We start from the raw sequence: 20868 nt of genomic DNA, 5'->3' as shown, positions 1-20868 counted from the left end.
CAGTAGATCATCCAGATTTAGCTAACCGAAAACCACAACCTACACGCTATGACCCTCAAAGAAGCACAGGATACCGTTGATCAATGGATAAAAACGGTGGGGGTTCGCTATTTTGGCGAACTGACCAACATGGCCATTTTGACCGAAGAGGTTGGCGAACTGGCCCGGATCATGGCCCGGCGGTACGGTGAACAGTCGGAGAAGGAATCGGATAAAAACCGCGATCTGGGCGACGAGATGGCCGACGTGCTCTGGGTGCTCATCTGTTTGGCTAATCAGACCGGCGTGGACCTGACCGAGGCTTTTGCCAAAAACCTGGAGAAAAAGAATATCCGGGACGCTACACGACACCTGAACAACGAGAAACTCAGGTAGATCATCCGGCAATCTGTGACGTAAGCAGCAACCGGCTGCTTCATGGCCTACGTATTGGCTGTGAAGCAGATGGTCGACTGTTTTTTTTCTTTTATACTGGATTAAAATAAGATCGAGTAGTAAAAAATCGCTAGCTTTATCCGATTCAAGATACTGAGTCAATAGGAGTGGAAGAGATTCGTATGTACGATCAGGCAACCGACGCCCAAATCTGGGACGACTTTCTGCGGGGCAGTAAGGCCGCCTATTCGTTCATGTACGAAAAATACGCTCGGGTCCTGTATAACTACGGCTACAAGATTGCTCAGGACCGACAACTGACTGAAGATTGTTTGCAGGACCTCTTCCTGAACATCCTCGAAACCCGCGAGCGACTAAGTCATACGGATTCCATTAAATTTTACCTGATGCGGGCGCTTCGGCGGGATATTGTCCGGAAGCTGAACGCACAGCACCGATTCGCAGACACAACTGAGCCGGATGTAGGGTTTATGGTTGAGTTTCATTACGAACCAACCTGGCTGGATTCTCAGATTTCGAAAGAGCGGTCGGAAGCGCTGCTTCAGGAACTGAATCAACTTCCCGCCCGCCAGAAGGAAGCCCTGTTCCTGAAGTTTTTTGATAACCTTAGTTACGAGGAAATCGCGGGTATCATGGGCATTGAAACTACGTCGGCCTACAAAGTGATTTACAAAGCCATTGCGTCGCTGCAAAAACGGATGCTGCTGGACCTGTTCTGCTGGGTGGCGATTCTAAGTCGGTGACAGGAAAACCGGCTGGCGGCTGCGGAGAGCTACGACGACTGACGGGTCAGCGTGTATTCTTTGTGCAGCCAGCGGCACCCTTTGTATACCCTGGCTACTAAGGTCTTGGAGTCCCGTAATTTCAGCTCCACATCAAAATGGTCGCCCGTTTTGGGATGAACCAGCTTGCCACCCGACCAGCCCGTACCGTTGAACGACAGGTTGCTGATCAACAACTGATTTTTAACGATGCCAAACTGTTGACGCCCATTACCACTTACGTCGGCGATACGCCCGAAGTATCGATCCCCGGACCGATAGACCTCGATGCTCGACTGCTTGGCCGGAAAGAGCCAGCGCCCCAGAATCAGGTCGGCTGAACGGTCATCGGCGGATTGACCCGGATTGGGCCATATCAGAAGAAACAACAGGCTCCCAGCCCAGGCAGTACGTTGAAGCGTCAGTTTCATATAGGTATCCGGGACTTTATAGATAACTAACTCTATTGGGGAAGTCGTAGTTATAACGAAATTAACACGTGAAAATGTGCTAATCTCTTTAAAGTTATAAAATTCCAGGATTTACTGATACTTATAAACGTATCGCTGCGGCAATAAAATGCCGGGGTAGGCTGACTAGCAGGCTTTTGTAATAGAAAATATATTGACCGTCAGGGGTGTGGACCGTTCGCTCAGAAACTGGTTTTAATGCGCTCGATCAGGCGGGTGGTCGAATAGCCGGGCACCAGCGCGATAGTTTCGACGCGCCCCCCGCGTCCCAAGACAAAATCCGAGCCGACGATGTTGGCAACGGTATAATCGTCGCCTTTTACCAGAATATCCGGCTGAACGGCCTGAATCAGTTCGAGGGGGGTTGGCTCATCAAACAGGGTGACCAGATCAACAAATTCCAGAGCGGCCATCAATCGGGCGCGGGCGTATTCGTTGACGACCGGCCGTTGCGGCCCTTTGATGGCGCTGACCGACGCGTCGGTATTCAGGCCCAGGATCAGCCGGTCGCCGAGCTGGCGGGCTTTTTCGAGGTAATCAATGTGGCCCAGGTGAACAATGTCGAAGCAGCCGTTGGTAAACACAAGCTGCTGCCCGTCAGCATGCCAGGCTTCGGCCTGCCGGATGGCTTCGGTACGGGTTACAATCTTTGACTCGGTCATGCTATGGTTACCGTTCAGCGTTGATGGGGGCGGGGGTATTGGTCGGTACGTCAGCGCCCGTGTGATTCCGACGTAGCAGGACGACCAGCAGGCTCAGGATGCCGAGAATGATGATCATGATTGTGGAAACGCCATGAATAAACGTCGCCAGCACTTGCCCGTCCTGGCTGGTCAGGCCGTAGAGCAGGGCTACCTGTCCGACCAGCAGGTGGAACGAGCCGATACCCCCCGGCGTTGGGGCGGCCATACCGAGCGATCCGACCACGAGGATGGTGAGCCCCGCCAGCGGGCCGAGGTTGGCTGTACTGGGCAGCGAGAAGAACAGCGTGTAGGACATGAAGTAATACATGGTCCAGATCAGGGCCGTGTGGAACAGAAAAAGCCCCGGCCGACGTAGCTTCCGAACGCTCAGCAGCCCTTCCAGCAGGCCAGTCAAAAAACCGCTCACTTTCTGATACAACGGGTGGCGACCCAGTGCTTCGCGGTAGCGGTTGTACAGGAACCAGCCAAGCACGGCCAGCCCCAGCAATACGGCTCCGGCCAGCAGCAGGATACCGGTTCCGCTGGACCCCTGGGGGAGTTTACCGCCAAAAAACTCAATGAAGAACTGGCTGAGCCGGTTAAACTCCAGCAGGAACGTAACGCCGAGCAGCACCAGCAGCATCAGGACGTCGAACAGCCGCTCGGCCACCACCGTTCCGAAACTAACGTTGACCGGTACGCCCGACAAGCGGTAGAGTGTGCCGCAGCGGGCTACTTCACCCGCCCGGGGCAGGGCCAGGTTAGCCAGATAACCCGTCAGGACGCTTGCCGTAGCATCGAGGGATGAAGGACGGTGCGAAACAACCGGCTCCAGCAGCACCCGCCAGCGTTCGGCCCGGCTCCAGTGGGCGACGATCGTCAGGATGGCCGACACCAATACCCACCGGTAGTCGGCGGCACTGATTTTTCGCCAGAGGTCGGCGGCATCGATGTGGCTTTGCTGGAATGTGAACCAGAGCAGGCCACCCGCGATGGCCAGCGAAATCAGGTATTTAAGAACGTTTTTGAGGTTCATAACGCAAAGTTGGGGAAAAAGGAGGAAAGGGAGGAGGGGAGAAAAGAGAAAGGGGAGGAAAGTAGGAGAGGAATTCAATCCATACCCTTTCCTTCCTCCTCCCTTTCTTCCCTCTTTTTATTCCTTCACCAACCGGTTGTTATCGTCCGGAAACACAACCGTAGGCTTGAACGTACGGGCTTCGTCGGGCGTCATCATGGCGTAGGCGATAATGATCACAATATCGCCTACCTGAGCCCGGCGGGCAGCGGCCCCGTTCAGGCAGATAATGCCCGAGCCGCGTTCGCCTTTGATGACGTAGGTGATGAGCCGTTCGCCGTTGTTGTTGTTGACGACGTGGACCTGTTCATTTTCCATCAGTCCGGCGGCATCCATCAGGTCCTCATCAATGGTGATGCTACCGACATAATTCAACTCAGCCTGCGTGACTTTGACGCGGTGCAATTTCGATTTCAGTACGTTGACGAACATGAGTGTCAGTGAACAGCGGCCTGTGCGAGCACAAACCACGTAAAATGCTCTTGGGCGCGGCAAAGATAGCGTAATCGCTGACCGATCCCAACGGCACTTCCAAAACAGCCGGTCGGCAGGCTTGGTTCCTGCGGTTAACTGACCCTCTCCTTCTTACCTAATCGAATCAATTGTTTTTCTGATTTCGCCGACGATGTCCATGTATATCTGATCGCGGTCAGGGCTGGATGAAATCCAGGGCAGCTTGCTTTGTTGGTCGCGCTGTGCACCCTGAAAACGCATCATATCAAAGTCTCGCGTATCACAAGGGCGGGTGAAGATCGGAATCACAACGACGCCGTCTTTAGCCTCCAGCCGTCGGCGCAGAATGCCTAACTCCTGTTCCCAGATGTAGTTTGAGTTCAGGAAATCGGCACTAATCATCAGGAGGGCAATGTCGGCCATTTCAAGCTGCTCCTTAATACGGTCGTCCCACTCTTCACCGGCCCTGATCTCGCGGTCATGCCAGGCTTCGATTCGGCCCGATCGCTTCAGCATCGCCATGTGTACGTCAAACTCCTTGCGGTAAGCTTCATCTTTATGTGAGTATGAAAAGAAAATCCTGAGTTTCCGTTTATCGTCGTTAGAAAGGAGGTTGATGGCCATGAAATCTAGTTTGATGCGTTTTCTGGTAGTTACACAAGTGCCAAAATAATTCTGATCTTTCACGTTTTGCATTGTCTCCGCAACATCCATGAAATAAGGCCGGTTTGTAGAGAGATAGGCTGCGCTTTTGAGATCTTTCAGGTCGCGCGACGGGTTACTAGTTCGCAGCGCTATGTCTTCTCGTTCGGTCAGGTTCTCCTTCTTTTTTCGGCCTGCCCCAGGTTTTTCTACCGGTGTTTCGGTTGATGGTAATGAATGACGATCAAAGACAAAATAGTCAAAGATCTCGCGGGCTGCTTCGCTACGCCCCTTACGGTCTTCAATATGCACCATCAATTGCCGGTTTTCGTACAGGTAGTACACCAGTACCTGCAGCGTGTCTTCGTGTTTTTGCTCCGGTGTTTTGTTTGTACGATGGCGATTGGTTTCATAGCTAAACAGCAGGCCATATTTCCAGTAAGCAGTGTTGTCTTTGGCATACCGTCCATAAGCCGCAATAAACCGAAAGATGGTGCCTTCGTGAATGAAGTCAGGAAACTTCAGGCTGAACGTAAATGGTAGTAGTTCAAGCAGCACCTGCTTGAAGCTGTGCTTGTATTCTGGCAGAAACTGCGGAATGATGTAAACGTCGGAAGTGGTGGCTGTTGGGCTGTCGGGGTGGGGTTGTTTGAAAATTAGCCCAAACTCGTCCATCAGGGCAAAAAACAGGTCCGATTTCTCCTTACCGTGTTTCTTGGCTAAAAGCTGTCGACTAATCCTGCCTTCGTTTTTGTCTTTAAACTCCGCATCGAGGATTGTGCTGAAAAGCCAGTCTGAAAGTTGGGGCGGGTTGGCGAATACGTACTGGTCGAGTAGCGGCCTTTCCCTGAAATACAGAATGTTGCCCGAGAACTCCAGGTAATTGAGCAAACCGGCAAACGCTGTTTCATCGAAATCGTCGGCGTAGCGTTTTTTAAATGCACCCTTCTTCAGGTAAAAATCTTCGAGGGGAGATTCGTCCAATCGTTCTGCTACACGTACCCACTTCAAAGAAATACGATCGAACGAATCCGCATGATGCTGCATCCGACTGTGCAGGACGTCTAAAAAATATCGCTCCCGCAAACCGGAGCCGGAAAGTTGACGGACGTCGATGGCGAATACATCAGTTAAGCCAAGCTGATATAATCGTAAGCGTTCACTGTCGGGGTAAGCGACTACATCCGGCAGATTGCTGTCATTTTGCGCTTGTTGATAATCTTCACTCCAGCTTGTCCAGCAATTTTGCACTAATAGCAAAGGGGCTTGTGCAGGATCGGGCGCGAAGGCGCGTACCGTCCCTAACCAGTAGCCATAGTCCGGGTCGCGCTGCCTGTTATTACGCCACAGCACTACATAAAAATCAGACTTGCGCAAAAACAGGTAATGGAAGCCGTGGTGATAGGATTGCCCACCAAAATCCCACAGTTTAGCTCGGTAATCCGTATGTGGCAGGACGTAATCATATGCGTTAGTACCGTGTGTTTCTGGCTCATTGTCGGTAAACGGCTCTTTTTTAAAGAAGCGAAACAACTGCGTTTTGCCAATTCGGCCGGCCCCCAGGATATTAACTTTCAGACGCAGATTGCTGACTAACCGCACCGGGTCTTCCTGCTGACTTTTCAGATAACCAATGATGCCCTTAACATCGGCGAAGTCACTTAATTGAACACCTTTTATTGGATTATTTGTTAAATCCAGTTTTTTCATTCGCTCCAACTGGGCAATAGTCAAGCCTTTGATCTCACGGATCTGGTTGTCGGAAAGGTATAATGTAGTTAACTGAGTAAGCGACTCCAGGCCTTTGATCTCACGGATCTGGTTGTCGGAAAGGTATAATGTAGTTAACTGCGTAAGCGACTCCAGGCCTTTGATCTCACTGATCTGGTTGTAGGAAAGGTATAATGTAGTTAACTGCGTAAGCGGCTCCAGGCCTTTGATCTCACTGATCTGGTTGTAGGAAAGGTATAATGTAGTTAACTGAGTAAGCGACTCCAGGCCTTTGATCTCACGGATCTGGTTGTAGGAAAGGTTTAATGTAGTTAACTGAGTAAGCGGCTCCAGGCCTTTGATCTCACTGATCTGGTTGTCGGAAAGGTTTAATGTAGTTAACTGAGTAAGCGGCTCAAGGCCTTTGATCTCACTGATCTGGTTGTCGGAAAGGTATAATGTAGTTAACTGAGTAAGCGGCTCAAGGCCTTTGATCTCACTGATCTGGTTGTCTAAAAGGTATAATTCTGTTAACTGGTTGAGCGACTCCAGGCCTTTGATCTCACTGATCCGGTTGTCGGAAAGGGACAGTTTAGTTAACTGAGTAAGCGACTCCAGGCCTTTGATCTCACTGATCCGGTTATTGCGAAGGGATAATTCTGTTAACTGGTTGAGCGAGGCAAGACCTTTGATCTCACGGATCTGGTTATTGCGAAGGGATAATGTAGTCAGCCAAACTAATTCACTTATCTCAGGAGGAATTTCTACCAGCTTTAATCCACTTAAATCTAGTGTTGGTTCGTGGCGCTTTTGGCAAGCAGCAATCCGTTTGAGGGCTTCGGGTGGCGTCATCGTGGGTGGTTTTTACAAATATAAAATCTCCACCCACGATGCCACTACGTTGTAAACCGGTTTGTGTAACTGCTTTCGCTTAAAAGGTCAATACACGGCCATTTCAGGCTCGATTTCCCGCGCCCAGGCGTCGATGCCACCTTCGAGGTTGTAGAGATTCGTCAGGCCCTCCTGCGCGTAGAGGTAATTAGCAACGTTGGCGCTGCGGATACCGTGGTGGCAGTACACCACCACCGGGCGGTCTGTCGGGATGCGCTTGCGGTTGTTGGGAATCATATCAATCGGAATCAGTACCGCCTGCTCCAGGTGGCAGAGGTCGTATTCCGGCCGTTCGCGAACGTCGAGCAGGAAGATGGATTCGCCCCGGGCCAGCCGGTCGGCCAGTTCCCGCGCCGACATCTTCTGCGGTCCGGTTGAGGTGGCAGTTGCGGGTCGGTAGCCCGATGCGAGACCCTGGCGGGCCAGTTCGTCGGCGTCGGCCCGGCGTTTTACCTTGATTTTCTGCTGCTGCATCGAGAGCAGGTCCATCATCAGCAGGTGCTCGTTCAGCGGCTGGCCAATGCCCGTGATGAGCTTAATGACTTCATTGGCCTGCAACGTACCGATCACGCCCGGCAGCACGCCCAGCACACCCGTGTCGTTGCAGTTTGGAATTTCGATCTCGTTCGGATACTCCGGAAACAGGCAGCGGTACGTTGGCCCCCGGCGGACTTTATGCTCGTCTGACGCAGGTTTTGAATACCCATCCCCAAACGCTTTAACAGCGTCAGACGTACCGTCAGACGAAGGAGCGGGAATCGGTGCATTCAGTACGGCTACCTGACCTTCGAACCGGTGGATGGCTCCGTAAACGAACGGTTTGCCTAACGTAACGCAGACATCGTTGACGAGATACCGGACCTTAAAATTGTCGGTGCAATCGACCACGATGTCGTATTCTTCAATGATGCTGCGGGCGTTGCTGATGTCCAGCGCCAGTGTATAGGTGTTGAAATGCAGCTCAGGGTTCAGCCGCATCAGGTGGCTGACGGCAATCTTGGCTTTAGGCTTGCCCACTTCGTCGGTGGTGTACAGAACCTGCCGCTGCAGATTGCTCATATCGACGACATCGGGATCAACGACGCCAATGGTCCCAACGCCTGCGGCTGTCAGGTAAAGCAGAACGGGGCAGCCGAGGCCACCGGCCCCGACAACCAGTACGCGCGCATTCTTCAGCCGAAGCTGGCCCTCCGGACCAATCTCGGGTAAGTTCAGGTGCTTCTGATAGCGCTGTTGTTCGGTAGGTAATAAGGTCGTTGATTCCATAGTGTCACACGTTGAGCAACTCGTCGTTGCAATAATCCAACAGGTTTGGCTCTACTAAAATTGCACCAAAACCCTAAAATTGTTCCAAAATTTCGTAAGCGTCGAACGTATAGGGCTGCCTACGATATACCACCGGAAGTAGCTCACTGATCACCAGTGCCGTTACGGTACCCGAACGCTAACGGCCGCTTCGTCGTCTTCGCCGGTGGTGTAGCCGTTGCCGGGTGTTGAATCTGGATCGGCGGGCGCAGCGCTCTGGAGCTGGGACCTGATGGTACCCGATCCCGTCACCCGAACCGACAAGGACAGGGAGGCCGAGCCGTTGGGCGGGATGTTCGTCAGCGTACCCGTCACCGTTTGCCCATTGACCGAAAGACCAGCGGTGTTGGTTAGCTGCCAGCCCGAAGGCAGCAGCGTCTGCACCGTAGCCGACGACGCGGTCAGGCCGCCCCGGTTGCTAACCTGCAACGTAATGGTGATAGCATCGTTTGGACGGGGAGCCTGGTTGCTCACGAACGCACCGAGGCTCAGATCCGCTTTTGCCGGATCGGGCGCTGGCTGGTTCCCCTGAACCGGTGGAAGGGGTGTCTGATTGGGGTTCGCTGATGCGACCAGCGGGCCGTTGGCGTCGGCTGTGCGGAAGTAGACCATTGCGGCATCATCCTGGCCATCGCCGGTGCCGGAATTCGGCTGGCTGTCGGGGTCGGTAGCGTTGCTGGCGGTGAGCTGAGCCGCCGTCGCGAACGTACCCGACTGCACCGCTTTTGCCCGAAAAGAGTAGGTCACGGCGGTGCCGTTGCCAATGGTTCCGGCGTTTACCGTCACGATGCCGTCGGCTGCGCTGATGGTAGGGGTTGATGCATCAATGAAGCTCAGCCCGACGGGCAGAATACTCCGGGCTACAACCCCTGTTGCAGCCTGCGGCCCATCATTGGCTACCCGAATCGTATACGTAACGGGTTGATCGATTCTCGGCGTTCGGTTAGTAAGTTGCATGGTCAGCGACAGATCGGCCGTGCCACCCGTTACGGAGCAGAACGTAAGCGGTTCGCTGGGCGGACTTTCAACAGCCGGATTGCTGCCCACCACTTTGATACGGTACGTGGCACCAGCCGATAAGCCACCCGGCAGCGTAGCCGTAATAGGACTGCCGGAGCCGGTGCCGATGGTGGTGGCATTCGCAAATGAACCCGTCGCGTCGGATAGCAGCACGGAGAACGTATTACCGGCACTCATCGACCCTTCGCTGACATCGAAGGAAACGGCGAACGACTGACCGGGGCAGGGCGTGGCCGGCGACAGGCCCGTCAGGCTGATGATGGGGGGGACGGGGGCGATGGCTTCCTGACCAATGTACACTGTCTGCCGACTATCGAGCAGGTACGTTTCGATCTGGTAGCCGTTGCCCGTATCGCCCGTACGCCGAACCGACAGGCGGTATCGCCCCGGCTCAACACCACCCACGGCAAATGCTACGGGTGGATAGAAGCGCACGTAGTTGTAATCGGCAAACTCCGCATAATTGGGTGCTTGCGATCGGGGTGGAGATTGGTGCCAGCCTGAGTCATCAAACGGACCGCCGTCAATACGCTCCATCCGAACATCGACCTGGCTGGTAGCTTCAACCATAATATAATACCCGTGGCTGCCCGCTTCGTACCGGTAGCCGATCCGGGTGATCGATGGGTCGGGCGTACCGGCATAGGTGACGCGGCCAATTGTCGATTGGGTTGGCGTCGGGGGCGCGTCCGGTGTCACGGTAAACGGTTCGCCCGCGTGACCAATCCAGGCCGGTTTGGTGCCCAGCGTCCGTATCTGGTAAGTACCCGATGCCAGATTGGCCGGTAGCGTTACGGGCAACGGGTTCTGTTGTCCAGGGGCCGACTCGCTTACCACAGCGCCGTCCGACGACCGGATCACCTGGGCCTTGTACGTATTGTCGGCTTCGGTGGGGTTGTTGCGCAGGGAAGGAATTTGAATGGTTTCACCCGGTCGGCGCTTGACAGGCAGCGTATAGCCCGTGGTCAGCAGGGAGGTTGGGTCAGACGGCGTGAAGGGCTGCGACTGGGCGAAGAACGCGTCGGTCAGGTTTTCGTTCCAGCGGTCGGTCAGCCGCACCATACCGATGCTACTGAAGTGAACGCCATCGGCCCGGCGGTTTTCGTTGAGCATGTCGTCGGTCGATGGGCCCGCAAAGACATCGGGCACCTCTGCAATCAGCCGGTTCTGAGCCGAAATAATGGACGAACTCGTTGAGTTGTTGATATAGCTCACCCGCGACACAAGCCAGGGTAATCGGGTGAAGCCGGTCTGCTGCCGGCTTTTCGTAATGACGTACTGGATGTTGTCGACGTATTGCTGCGTGCTGATGCCGTTCAGATTGTCGCTTTCGCCCTGGTGCCAGAGTACGGCCCGCATACCGGTTCGGGCTACGTAGTGGAGCAACGCAACGCCAAGGCAGCGGTACGGAATCGGTTGATTATTGTCGGGATCATTGATACCCTCGGCCGATTGTCGCCACTGCGTGCTGCTGGTGCCACCCTGTGCCGCCCCCAGGAACAGCACCGGTACGTTCAGCCGGGCGACCAGTTTATCGCCCAGCGGTCCCCAGATGTAGGGCGGATTAGACGGGCCAATGTTGGTACCGCTGCTGATCTTACTGAACAACAGCGGAAACATCTGCTCATCCAGCGCTCGCTCCTGCCGAAAATCGACGCACGAAACGCGGTCGTCGCCGGCTCCCAGCCCCGGTTCAAAGCCACCCAGCGCGTTGGATTGTCCCGCCACCACAAAAACCTCGCCGATACCGACCCGAAAAACCTGCTTCTGCTCAAGGACTGTAGCCCCGTTTTTGGCCCGGACGTCGAGTCGGTACCAGCCGCCCGATGCGGTTAGTGGTCCCTGGAAGGCCGTGGAAGAAGCCAGTCGTGGGAGCGCCACCCAATTGGTCGGCTGCCCCTGACCAACCACCAGCGGTACCAGCCGGGCTTCAATGAGGGTTGCGGCTGGCGGTGCCGTGCCCGTGACAATTATAGTCGCCTGGTTTGCCTGGTTACGTTGAAACACCATCCGTTGCACTGGATTGGTAATGATCAGTTGAGCGAATAAAGGGAGCGGAAGAAGCCAGCACACAAGCCACCCCACAACCGGTAAACGTAGTTTCATGAATGAAGTAAGATCAAATGGTATAATGTATTAAAATATGTATATAAATTGTATTGATAAACACTAAAGACTTATGAAAACAAAAAAGCAGCCCCCGTCCGGGACTGCTTTTTTACAGAGCAAATTTCGTGCTGAGGGCTGATTAATTGCCCGATTTAGTCGGCATAACCGGCTACTTTGTTTCGGCTACCGTCTTTATCTTCAGTTCATCCAGTTGCGCCTGGCTGATAACCGACGGTGAATCGATCATGACGTCGCGGCCGGAGTTGTTTTTCGGGAACGCGATGAAATCGCGGATCGAGTCGGCCCCGCCGAAGATGGAGCACAGCCGGTCGAAACCGAACGCAATGCCGCCGTGGGGTGGTGCGCCGAACTCGAACGCATCCATCAGGAAGCCGAACTGAGCTTTCGCTTCTTCCGGCGAGAAGCCCAGCAGATCGAACATCCGGGCTTGCAGGTCGCGCTGGAAAATCCGGATGGAGCCCCCCCCAACTTCCGTGCCGTTGATGACCATGTCGTAGGCGTTGGCCCGTACCGCGCCCGGATCGGTATCCAGCAGCGGAATGTCCTCGGGCTTCGGCGACGTGAACGGGTGGTGCATGGCGAACCAGCGCTGTTCCTCCTCGCCGTATTCGAGCAGGGGGAAATCAAGCACCCACAGGACTTTAAATTCGTCGGGATTGCGCAGGCCCAGGCGGCTGCCCATTTCGAGCCGCAGTTCGTTCAACTGCTTCCGGGCTTTGGCCGCTTCGCCGGAAATGACCAGGATCAAATCGCCGGGCTGGCAGGTTTCGCCCTCGCCATTGAAGCGGGCTACCCACTGCTTCAGATCGTCTTCCGAATAGAACTTATCGACCGACGATTTCAGCGTGCCATCCTCATTGTAGCGCACATAAATCAGGCCTTTGGCTCCCACCTGCGGGCGTTTGACCCAGTCGGTTAGCTCATCGATCTGCTTGCGGGTGTAGCTGGCTCCCCCCGGTACGTTGATACCCACAACCAGTTCAGCGGAATCGAACACGCCAAAGTTTTTACCCGACGTCAGATCAACCGTGTCGAACGTACCTTTCAGTTCGACGAACTTCATGCCGAACCGCGTATCAGGTTTATCAGAACCATACAGGCTCATGGCTTCAGCGTAGGTCATGCGCAGCACCTCGGGCAGATCGATACCTTTCACGGTTTTGAACAGGTGACGTACCAGCCCTTCGAACATCTGCAAAATGTCTTCCTGCTCGATGAACGACATTTCGCAGTCGATCTGCGTAAACTCAGGCTGGCGATCGGCGCGGAGGTCCTCATCGCGGAAGCATTTGACAATCTGGTAATACCGGTCAAACCCCGACACCATCAGCAACTGCTTGAACGTCTGGGGGGACTGAGGTAGGGCGTAGAACTCACCGGGGTTCATACGACTGGGTACGACGAAGTCCCGTGCGCCTTCCGGCGTTGATTTGATCAGTACCGGTGTTTCGACTTCGATAAAGCCCTGGCCGTCCATGTAAATTCGGGTCTGCTGGGCCATCTTGTGGCGCAGTTCCAGGTTCCGGCGTACGGCGTTCCGGCGCAGGTCGAGGTAGCGGTATTTCATCCGCAGGTCGTCGCCCCCGTCAGTATCGTCTTCGATCAGGAAGGGCGGCAGTTTGGCTGGGTTCAGCACGCTGAGCGCCGACACACGTATTTCGATGTTGCCGGTCGGAATATTGGGGTTTTTGGATTTTCGTTCGACGACGGTGCCCGTAGCGTTGACGACGTACTCGCGGCCCAGCGACCGGGCTACGTCGAAAAGCTCGGGCGCGGTGACGCCTTCTTCCAGAATAAGCTGGGTGAGTCCATACCGGTCGCGCAGGTCGATCCAGAGGACGCCCCCTTTATCGCGGATGGTCTGAACCCAGCCGGCGAGGGTAACTTGTTGATCAACGTTGGACAGGCGGAGTTCCCCGCAGGTGTGTGTTCGGAGCATATTTTAATGAGTGAAAGAGCGAATGAGTGAAAGAGCGAATGGCTAGTAGAATCCTAATTCAAGTATCGCACCGGCGATTCGGTCAATCATTCCATCATTCAGTTACTGTAGTATGGTTGCAAAGGTAGGGAGTTTGTCGCTACTGCGCAGTACTTATCTATTCGCGCCTTCATTGATTCGCTCTTTCGCTCTTTCGCTCTTTCGCTCTTTACTTTCTATAATCCAGGGCGGGTTTTCGGTCGCCGAGCAGGGCTTCGTAGTTAAAGTTGGCCCCGCGTTTCTGCTGCCATTCGGCGCGGGCTTTTTCGATGAGGGTGGGGGTTTTGTACAGATCCAGCGCTGTCAGGGCCAGGGTTTTAGCAGCCACCAGCATCCCTTTTTGGCCAATGGTCATGCCGCTGGCGGCCGTCGACTGCCAGCTATGCGCCGATGAACCCGGTACCCACGTAGCGGTCTGAAGTCCCACCGTCGGCACCGCCCAGCTTACGTCGCCGACATCCGTGGAGCCGCCACTGGTTGCACTTTCGGAAGCATCGCGGAAATCTTTAACAAGGGCGGCATTGGTAATGGGGACTTTCTGCCCTTCGCCGAAGGTTTCGCTGATCTTCTGCGCAAACGCCGTTTCTTCGGGGGTGTAGGTGATGCCGCCTACCGTTTGGAGGTTCTTGTGCATGACCTCGGCCAGTGTTACATTGGGCAGCAGGTTGTACACGCCCCCCAGTACTTCCCATTCCACTTTGGTACCAGTGCCTTTGGCGGCTCCTTCGGCTGCGTTCTCGATACGCTTCCAGACACTTTGCAGAATATCGCGGTCTTTGTGACGGGCGTAATAGTACACCTCCGCGAAGGCCGGCACTACGTTCGGGGCTTCTCCGCCTTTGGTAATGACGTAGTGGATGCGGGTATCCGACGGAATGTGTTCGCGCATGATGTTGACCATAAAGTTCATGGCTTCCACGCCGTCGAGGGCCGACCGGCCGCGTTCGGGTGAAGCAGCCGCGTGGGCCGCAATGCCCCGAAACCGGAACTTGGCGTTCTTGTTGGCCAGCGACGTACCGGCGTCGGCGGCATTCTGCGAGCCCGGATGCCAGTGCAGCACCACGTCCACGTCGTTGAACAGACCTTCGCGGACCATATATACCTTCCCTGAGCCGCCTTCTTCGGCCGGGCAGCCGTACACTTTGATCGTGCCCGTATGACCGGCCTTGAGCCAATTCTTCACTTCCACCCCGGCGGCTACCGAGGCCGTGCCGAACAGGTTGTGGCCGCAGCCGTGTCCGCCCTTCTGTCCCTGAATGGGCGTAAACTCAGGTTTAGCTTCGGTAGCCAGACCAGGCAGGGCGTCGTATTCGGCCAGGATACCGATCACGGGCTTGCCGGAGCCGTAGGTAGCGACGAAGGCCGTCGGGATGCCGGCTACGCCCGCTTTCACGTCGAAGCCTTCTTTCGTCAATTGTTTCTGCAGGAGCAGCGAGCTTTTTTCTTCCTGATAGCCCAGTTCGGCAAAATCCCAGATTTGCTTGGAAATACCCGCGTATTCGGCAAAGCGGTTGTTCAGGCTGGTGATGACCGCCTGTTTGTCTTTGTCCGGAGCAGGGGTGGCTGATTTCTTTGCCGACTGCGCATAGCCGGCTAATGGCAGCAACAGTGCCAGGGTGAGTAGGTGTTTCTGCATAGCGGTTGTATCAATTCGTGGGTTGTGAATTGATAAAAGTAAGAAAAACGAAAAAGCCGTCGATGCAGCGAAAGGCGAATTATCTTTACGGTTAAGACAGAATCCTTATGCAAGCTGCTTCTGCCAGGCATCCGTTAGCCGAATACACGAGACGGTTCGGCAAACTGAAACAAGGAGGAACAAAGTATGGAAAGGCTCCTCACAAACCAGTTTTTCTGCTGACAATAATTGATCTGATTGACCAACAGGTAATCAGGGAAAATCAAGTCTATATCTCGCCCGAACTGGTTGCTACGTTTAAGGAGAATTTTGCGTTGTTGGTTAAAACGACCCACACAGACGACTTCACTCAACCATTTTACTATTTGCAGAGTGAAGGCTTCTGGTTTTTAAAAGGAAGATCAGGCGTTCCAATAGCTACGTATATCCGCAGCGTCCAGACGTTGAGCGATAGTGTAGAGTACGCCTACTTCGCTGACGACCTTTTCGCCCTACTGATTAATAACGAAGCCCGATTTCAATTAAAGCAAACGCTATTAAACACCTATTTCGGTGATACAAAACAAGCATACCTTCAGGTAAAAAATGTGGGTCGGAGCTACGTCCAGGAGTTGGAGTCGTACCTGCTGAATGAGAAAGAAGGAATCTACAGCACAGTTTTACCACCCGTTGATGATGAAGAAACCCGCTACGTTCGGGGCGGTTTATTCAAGAAGCTGGTGCCGAAGGTTTACGATTTCACCTGTGCAATCTCCGGAATGAAAGTCATTGCTGTTGATGGGGCATCGTTGGTAGAAGCCTGTCATATTATACCCATCAGTATTTCCGGCGACGATAAGGTTACAAACGGGATTGCGCTTTGCCCGACGCTTCACACCGCCTTTGACCGGGGTATGATCGGTATCGATGAACGGATGCGCGTGGTTGTCTCCCCCTCCTTGGCCGACAATGTAGCGAGTCCATATAACCTCAAGCAGTTCCACGGCCAGCCACTACGTTTGCCATTTGGTGAGGTACATTATCCCAGTAAGGAGGGATTTCAATGGCACATGCAGGAGCGATTTAAACGCTAACACAATGAATCGACGGACGGTGAGTGTGAGATTTAGCAAAAAGCCAGAATCAACCACCTCGATGTGGTCGCAGTTTTTGAAGCAGATGTTAATGATGTTACGTTGTTAAGTAGAGACGCAACATATTGCGTCTCTACGTGCAATTTTGTACTTTTCATACGACCATTCTCCGGTCAACTTACTAATCACAACCTTATGAAAAATATCACCATTACCCTGGATCTAAAGTCCATCTGCATTGGGGCGCTGGGCGTATTCGCCATTATGTCCCTGTCCAATTTCAACAACGCCGACGACCGCCGGAACGATGCCGCCGATGAGGTACGTCGCTACCAGGCCGTTACGAGCGAAAAAGGAGATTTGCTTATCCTCGATACGAAGACAGGCCAGTATTTGGTTGACTTACGCCCAAGAGTAAAACCCCGCTGGATGAAGGGCGACTTCGCCACCGATCATGCCAATGGTGAGGTGTCCAAGGCAGACTGACCAGCGACACTGACATTGATTAAGTCTTCCGTTTCTTCTTACGTGCCGATGGGAACAGGACGTTATTAAGAATCAGCCGGTAGCCGGGCGAGTGGGGGTGGAGGTTCAGGTCGGTGGGGGTGCGATGAAAACCCCGGATACCTTCGGGATCGTGCCCGCCGTAGAACGTCCACTGCCCATTGCCAATTTCGCCGTAGATGTAGCGGTGCGACGACTGACTTTCGCCCATCACCAGTACGTTGGGCTTCACGGTACTCTTGCGGAACGCCGTGGTCTGTCCGTGAAACTCCCGGATGATCTGCTCGTGGTTTTGAACCAGCATGGCCGGAATCATGTCGAACTTGGCCGAGAAGTCGAACAACTGGAAATGACCCAGCGGCTGATCGTAGTACGAGCGCCCGGCTGAGATGTTGATGTCGGAGAAGGACATGCCCCGGTAGCCGTTTTCCAGTTCGAGATTGAAATTGTGGAAGGCCACCGTTTTGCTGAAATCCAGCTTCGATTGCGCGTTGGGGTCCACCCCGTCGCCGTCGAAGCGGCTGTCTACGATGTCGACCCCCTCGGCCGCCAGCGCTACGTCGAAACTTTCGGCCCCCGAACACATGGCGAAGAGGTAGCTGCCACTGGCGCAGAACGCCTTGATCGTTTTGGCAACGGCCAGTTTCATCTGCGACACCTTCGCGTAGCCGTATTTCTTGGCTATATCCTCCTGCGCCTTGATGTCCTCGGCCGACATCATGCCCGTGAACCGGCCAAACTGCCCCGTGAAGTCCTCGTGGTGCAGGTGAAGCCAGTCGTATTTCGCCAGTTCACCTTTCAGAATCTCTTCGTCGTACACCACCTCGAAAGGAATCTCGGCGTATTTCAGCACCAGCAAAACGGCATCGGTGTTTTCAAACTCGGCCGGACCCACCTTAATCGGCGAATACACCACAATTTTGGCGGCCTTGACCAGCTTGACCGAACTCATGTTGAGGTTCGGCGTCGCAATTTCCTGCTGGATGGCATTGGCCCGGGCGTCGGAGATGACCTCCAGCGAAACGCCCCGGATGCGGCACTCGTTTTCGACTTTCGTGGAGTATTTCATCATAAAACTGCCGCCCCGGTAGTTGAGCAGCCAGTCTACCTCACCCTCGTCTTTCAGCACGGAATACGCAATGCCGTAGGCTTTCAGGTGATTAGATTGCTGATCGTCCATCGGAATCAGGATGGAGTTGGCCTGGGTGCGCACGAACAGGCAAACCAGCAGGAACGTAAGCAATGGTCTCATAACATAGTGGTCATAGCGTGATTGACTTATGAATGGTCGTGGATCATCCGCCAGCCTTGTTTCGTATGCGTCCAGACGGTCGTGAACCAGCCGGTACGGTCGGGGCGGCCCCCGCCGGTCAGCACAAACTGGCCCGTTACCAGGGCGGCTTCCTTGCCCAGCATCCGCACCTCAACGTGTTCGTAGCGCAGTTGCTGAAGGGGACGCCCCGTTTTCCAGAAACCGTTCCGCATGGTTTGTTCAATGCGTTCAACACCTCCGCGTGGCCCATCTGGTCCCATCTCGGTGGCGGTGGGTACGTAAGCGCTGAGGTACTGCGCCAGGTCGCCTTTGTTCCAGCCCGACGAGGTTGAGTCGAGCGTCGCCCGGATTTCGGTTTCGGCCGGAACGGGCTTGAGTCGGCCCGAATGACCCATGCGTGGCACGGGTGCACCATAGGTAGTAAGGGTAGTGAAAACGACGGCAAGCGGCAGGAATAGACGTAAACGCATGGGCACTGACAGTGAAGCGGTTAATGGTAGGTCAAATTAGGGAATTAATCCAAAAAATGCCACGAAAGTTTTGCCAGTTCGCCACTTTACGAGCGAAAGGATCGGAGACACTACAAGGCTGGAGTTGATGGGGTTGCTATTAAATTGGTTTGCTTACCGGTAGCCGGCCAGAGCCGACAGTTCCTGCCACGAAATCAGGCCGATGGCCAGTACGGCCAGCGCAAGCCCGATCTTGTTGGCGGTGGTCAGCTGCTCCTGAAAAAACAGGGCCGCTGTCAGGGCCGCGACCAGAATCACGCCGATGTTGTAGAGGGGATAAACGAACGCACCGTTGCCGCCAAATTGCGACAGCGCCAGCAGCAACGTGTAAAAACTCAGGAAGTTCGGTACGCCGAGCGTAAAGGCCGCGATGAAGCTACGGGCCTGAATCGTTTCTTTGCCCTGAATGAGCCGGATGGCCAGCATCAGCAGCCCGGCTACGATAGCGCCCAGCACCATCGTAAGCGTGACGACCACGGTCTTGTCGGCCGAAGGAATATAGCGCAGATTGATGTAGTTGATCAGCGTATTAGTACTGCCGTAGAGCAGGAATACGGATACTGGCAGCAGTACGTTAGCGCCCAGTCGCTGGTTGCTGCTGGTTCGCTCTTTCTTGAACGTACTGAGCCCGACGGCCACTACGGCCAGGATCAGGCCCGTGTAGTTGAGGGCATCGAACGTTTTGCCGCCGGTCTGAAACACGAACAGGCTGAAGCAGACCGGAATCACCAGCGACAGGTTATTGGCCAGTGAGGTCGTGGTGATGCCCGTCCGCTGCGTCGATGCGCCCGACAGCAGGAACGTAATGATGAATCCGACGCCCAGGCCCAGCGACAGCCACGTCCAGGTTTGCCCGAAATCGATGGCGAACGACTGGCCGCTGGGCAGCAGCAGAAAGCCGGTCAGGAAGCAGACCGGATAGTTGAACACAATGGCCTGGAACGTATTGACGTTGTAGCGGGGAAACAGCCGGAAATTCAGCAGCAACAGAACCGAGAGCAGGATACTGAGAGCAAGGAAGAGCATAAAGCCAGACTACAGCGGGTTTTGACCAGCGAATTTGCACGATGTTTGTCAATTCAGCAGCCACGTTAAGAAATAATGATTATTGATGTCTACTGATTGGTAAATTGGTTATAGTTACAGATATTGGTAAGCATCTTTTTGAACACGTAAACTTACCTACTCCCCATGAAACGCTTTTCTATTGGATTGGCTCTATCCATAGTGTCGATCAGCCTGACCAGTTGTGCTACCATCTTTTCGGGAAACCGCCAGTCCGTCCGCGTGGAGTCGGTGCCTGCCGGAGCCAGAATTGAAGTGAACGGCATCGATTACGGTACGACACCGGCTACCATCAGCCTGAAAAAGAGCCTGGATACACCCAGCATCCTGCTCCGGAAAGAAGGCTACGAAACCAAAGCATTTAGTCCGGAGAGTACATTCAACACGGTTAGTATCCTCAATATCTTTTTCCCGGCGGGCTTCATCGTAGATGCCGTTACGGGGGCCATCAAAAAGTACGACCCGATTAATTACAACATTACGTTAGATCCGGCGCGGTCGGCCAGCAATCGGTAAGGTAAACCGATTTACCAGATTACGGTTGAATGCTTATCTTGGCCGGGGTGCGTGAGTGCCCCGGCTTTTTAGCTGGTTTATCAGCCTGAACATTAGGTATGCAACGATTCTTGGGCCTGTTGCTTTGGGGAGTGCTGCTCAGCGCGGAGGTGGCCTTTGGGCAGAAAAAAATCGTTTTGTCCGTCGCGGCCGCGCCGACGTATGCCTACACCGCTTACAAACCGCAATTTCTGTATCCCGACAGCGATGGGCAGGTGGTGGAGCCAATTTTGGTGACGGGACGGAGCCATTCGGCTGGGTATCTGCTCGGGCCAACGGTCGAGTACGTCTACGCGCCCGGCTGGTCGGTGTCGTCGGGTGTCTGGCTTAGCACGCTGACGTACCGGCAGGCCCGGGAGTCGGCCGACGAGCGGATTCTGACGAACATCCGGAACCGTTCGCTGCGCATACCGATCCAGTTGAACTACCGCCAATCGAAGAACCGATTATCGCCGTACTGGTCGGGCGGATTGCATTTAGACTATCTGCTGCCGGCGCGGGTGCTGGTGCGTCGTGATGAGCAGCCCCGTCAGCGCCTGAACCTGACTTACAACGGGGGCGTAGCGTTTCGGGTGAGCGTTGCGGGTGGGTGGTCCTATCGGCTGACGAACCGGATCAGCCTGCTGGGGCAACTGATGGTGAACTACAACCTGGGCAAATTTGGGCAGGCCGCTACGCACAATCCGTCGATCGAACTGAACGGACTTGTGCAGGCTGCGTGGACGTTCTGACCGTAGCG

The 20868-nt window shown here is 54.5% G+C and carries 18 protein-coding genes; 6 read left to right on the top strand and 12 right to left on the bottom strand.

Annotation, left to right across the window (positions count from 1 at the left end; genetic code table 11):
- Positions 1–48: 48 nt before the first annotated feature.
- Together BN8_RS19325 and BN8_RS19320 are read left to right on the top strand one after the other, a co-directional pair.
- Positions 49–375, top strand: coding sequence for a nucleotide pyrophosphohydrolase (locus BN8_RS19325; protein ID WP_009283616.1), 327 nt, complete (start codon positions 49–51; stop codon positions 373–375).
- A gap of 167 nt (positions 376–542) precedes the next feature.
- Complete coding sequence (locus BN8_RS19320; protein WP_229368180.1) at positions 543–1139, top strand: RNA polymerase sigma factor; 597 nt, start codon at positions 543–545, stop codon at positions 1137–1139.
- A gap of 29 nt (positions 1140–1168) precedes the next feature.
- Here BN8_RS19320 and BN8_RS19315 read toward each other — a convergent pair whose 3' ends face one another.
- The 9 genes from BN8_RS19315 to BN8_RS19275 all read right to left on the bottom strand — a co-directional run bounded on the left by BN8_RS19315 (position 1169) and on the right by BN8_RS19275 (position 15150).
- The gene (locus tag BN8_RS19315; protein ID WP_009283614.1) at positions 1169–1588 is read right to left on the bottom strand and encodes a DUF2147 domain-containing protein; all 420 of its coding nucleotides are present in this window, start codon (positions 1586–1588) and stop codon (positions 1169–1171) included.
- A 221-nt stretch (positions 1589–1809) separates the two neighbouring features.
- Positions 1810–2289, bottom strand: a complete 480-nt coding sequence (gene rfaE2 / locus BN8_RS19310; protein ID WP_009283613.1) for a D-glycero-beta-D-manno-heptose 1-phosphate adenylyltransferase — start codon at positions 2287–2289, stop codon at positions 1810–1812.
- A 7-nt stretch (positions 2290–2296) separates the two neighbouring features.
- Positions 2297–3346, bottom strand: coding sequence for a lysylphosphatidylglycerol synthase transmembrane domain-containing protein (locus BN8_RS19305; protein WP_009283612.1), 1050 nt, complete (start codon positions 3344–3346; stop codon positions 2297–2299).
- Positions 3347–3463: 117 nt separating this feature from the next.
- Positions 3464–3817, bottom strand: coding sequence for an aspartate 1-decarboxylase (panD, locus tag BN8_RS19300; protein WP_009283611.1), 354 nt, complete (start codon positions 3815–3817; stop codon positions 3464–3466).
- 153 nt (positions 3818–3970) lie between these two features.
- Complete coding sequence (locus BN8_RS31955; protein ID WP_009283610.1) at positions 3971–7042, bottom strand: leucine-rich repeat protein; 3072 nt, start codon at positions 7040–7042, stop codon at positions 3971–3973.
- 87 nt (positions 7043–7129) lie between these two features.
- Positions 7130–8347, bottom strand: a complete 1218-nt coding sequence (locus BN8_RS19290; RefSeq protein ID WP_009283609.1) for a ThiF family adenylyltransferase — start codon at positions 8345–8347, stop codon at positions 7130–7132.
- Between the two features lie 162 nt (positions 8348–8509).
- Positions 8510–11512, bottom strand: a complete 3003-nt coding sequence (locus BN8_RS19285) for a sialate O-acetylesterase (protein ID WP_009283608.1) — start codon at positions 11510–11512, stop codon at positions 8510–8512.
- Positions 11513–11684: 172 nt separating this feature from the next.
- Entirely contained in the window at positions 11685–13475 is a 1791-nt protein-coding gene (aspS, locus tag BN8_RS19280; protein WP_009283607.1) for an aspartate--tRNA ligase, read from the bottom strand.
- 208 nt (positions 13476–13683) lie between these two features.
- Complete coding sequence (locus BN8_RS19275) at positions 13684–15150, bottom strand: amidohydrolase (RefSeq protein WP_009283606.1); 1467 nt, start codon at positions 15148–15150, stop codon at positions 13684–13686.
- Positions 15151–15257: 107 nt separating this feature from the next.
- Between BN8_RS19275 and BN8_RS19270 the strand changes: the two genes are divergently transcribed.
- On the top strand, positions 15258–16223 hold the full coding sequence (locus BN8_RS19270) for an HNH endonuclease (RefSeq protein ID WP_009283605.1): 966 nt from the start codon (positions 15258–15260) through the stop codon (positions 16221–16223).
- Between the two features lie 195 nt (positions 16224–16418).
- Positions 16419–16709, top strand: a complete 291-nt coding sequence (locus BN8_RS19265) for a hypothetical protein (RefSeq protein WP_009283604.1) — start codon at positions 16419–16421, stop codon at positions 16707–16709.
- A gap of 19 nt (positions 16710–16728) precedes the next feature.
- Here BN8_RS19265 and BN8_RS19260 read toward each other — a convergent pair whose 3' ends face one another.
- The 3 genes from BN8_RS19260 to BN8_RS19250 all read right to left on the bottom strand — a co-directional run bounded on the left by BN8_RS19260 (position 16729) and on the right by BN8_RS19250 (position 19535).
- The gene (locus tag BN8_RS19260; protein ID WP_009283603.1) at positions 16729–17979 is read right to left on the bottom strand and encodes a hypothetical protein; all 1251 of its coding nucleotides are present in this window, start codon (positions 17977–17979) and stop codon (positions 16729–16731) included.
- A gap of 26 nt (positions 17980–18005) precedes the next feature.
- Entirely contained in the window at positions 18006–18470 is a 465-nt protein-coding gene (locus BN8_RS19255; RefSeq protein ID WP_009283602.1) for a YybH family protein, read from the bottom strand.
- A 153-nt stretch (positions 18471–18623) separates the two neighbouring features.
- The gene (locus BN8_RS19250) at positions 18624–19535 is read right to left on the bottom strand and encodes a DMT family transporter (RefSeq protein WP_009283601.1); all 912 of its coding nucleotides are present in this window, start codon (positions 19533–19535) and stop codon (positions 18624–18626) included.
- 165 nt (positions 19536–19700) lie between these two features.
- On the opposite strand from BN8_RS19250, the gene BN8_RS31950 reads away from it, so the two are divergent.
- Positions 19701–20090: a PEGA domain-containing protein gene (locus BN8_RS31950; protein WP_009283600.1), complete on the top strand. Its 390-nt coding sequence runs from the start codon at positions 19701–19703 to the stop codon at positions 20088–20090.
- Between the two features lie 98 nt (positions 20091–20188).
- Positions 20189–20860, top strand: coding sequence for an outer membrane beta-barrel protein (locus BN8_RS19240; RefSeq protein ID WP_009283599.1), 672 nt, complete (start codon positions 20189–20191; stop codon positions 20858–20860).
- Positions 20861–20868: the final 8 nt, after the last annotated feature.

Origin of the sequence: Fibrisoma limi BUZ 3 (assembly GCF_000296815.2) — a bacterium.
GTDB lineage: Bacteria > Bacteroidota > Bacteroidia > Cytophagales > Spirosomataceae > Fibrisoma > Fibrisoma limi.
Note: the sequence above shows the minus strand (reverse complement) of the source record. Positions and strands in the feature narration are given on the sequence as shown.